The organism is Pseudomonas sp. Au-Pse12 (genome assembly GCF_021341665.1).
Lineage (GTDB): Bacteria > Pseudomonadota > Gammaproteobacteria > Pseudomonadales > Pseudomonadaceae > Aquipseudomonas.
This window is the reverse complement of the sequence record NZ_JAJTTH010000039.1, coordinates 1-1,117: the sequence shown is the minus strand read 5'-3', so window position 1 is coordinate 1,117 and position 1,117 is coordinate 1. Positions and strand designations below refer to the sequence as shown.

The window sequence follows — 1,117 nt, the reverse complement described above, 5'->3', positions numbered from 1 at the left end:
GAGCAACCGTGTCGAACTTCAAGCCATTTCAGCGAAGTGTTTCTGATCGCGGATCATGGCATTCAGGATCGTCAGCAGCTTTCTCATGCAAGCAACCAAGGCCACTTTCTTGCTCTTCCCAGCAGCCAACAAATGGTTATAAAACTGCTCTATCACGGGGTTATGGCTCTTTGAGGACAGGGTTGCCATGTACAACACACTTCTTAGTTCGGCTCGACCACCCCAGATCCGCCTGCGGCCCTTAAAGATACCGCTATCGCAGTTGTAAGGAGCCACACCTACCAACGCAGCTACCTGCTTGCGATTGACCTTGCCTAGCTCAGGCAGCATCGCTAACAACGAAAGCGCGAGCACGTCACCGACACCTTTCACTTCACGCAACAAGTCATAGTTAGCCTTCCAGATCGGGGAAGCCTTGATTGCATCGTGTAAATCATCATCGGTATTTTTAAGTCGCTTCTGCAACCACACAACATGCGCCTTGATGTCCTGTTGAAGTGCTTTAAACATTGCTTGCTTCAAACGCGACTGTTCCGCCACCAGCATGTCGATGATTTGACGACGTCGTACCAGCAGATCTGCCAACTCACGAGCATGTTCATCCGGAAGTTCGCGAATAGCGGGCTTCACTGCTTGGGCAAACTCGGCAATGACCCGAGCATCCAGCGCATCAGTTTTTGCCAGTTGACCTGTAGCCTTCGCGAAATCACGGACCTGCCGAGGATTGACGATAACAACCGGTAAACCAGAAGCGGATAGCTCAGCGGCGGCTAGCCGCTCGAATCCACCTGTTGCCTCCAGCACCACCAAAGCAGGTGTCTGTGCCTTGAGATACTTGGTTAAACGCTGAATATCGTCATGCGTGTTAAGAAACTGCTCGACCTGACCAGTCGTGCTGACAAATGAATCCAGCGTGCTCTTGGAAACATCAATTCCGACAAATGCAGAGTCTTGGTTCATGGTGATTTCCCCTGTCCAACCTTGCAGAATCGGGCTTTAAGCCCAGGCAACCGTTCGGACTAATTTAGGAAGGAACCTGCCTCGACCCATGCTCACTCACGATCTCGAAATCCGAGGGAACCGCGATCTGAGGCAGGTAGAAATTAGCTTACAAGGG

The 1,117-nt window shown here is 51.4% G+C and carries 1 protein-coding gene; it reads right to left on the bottom strand.

Going from position 1 to position 1,117, the window contains the following annotated elements; genetic code table 11:
• Nucleotides 1-18: 18 nt before the first annotated feature.
• Nucleotides 19-960 carry an IS110 family transposase gene (locus LXM55_RS32325; RefSeq protein WP_233324199.1) on the bottom strand — a complete coding sequence of 314 codons (942 nt, stop codon included), beginning with the start codon at nucleotides 958-960 and terminating at the stop codon, nucleotides 19-21.
• Nucleotides 961-1,117 lie beyond the last annotated feature (157 nt).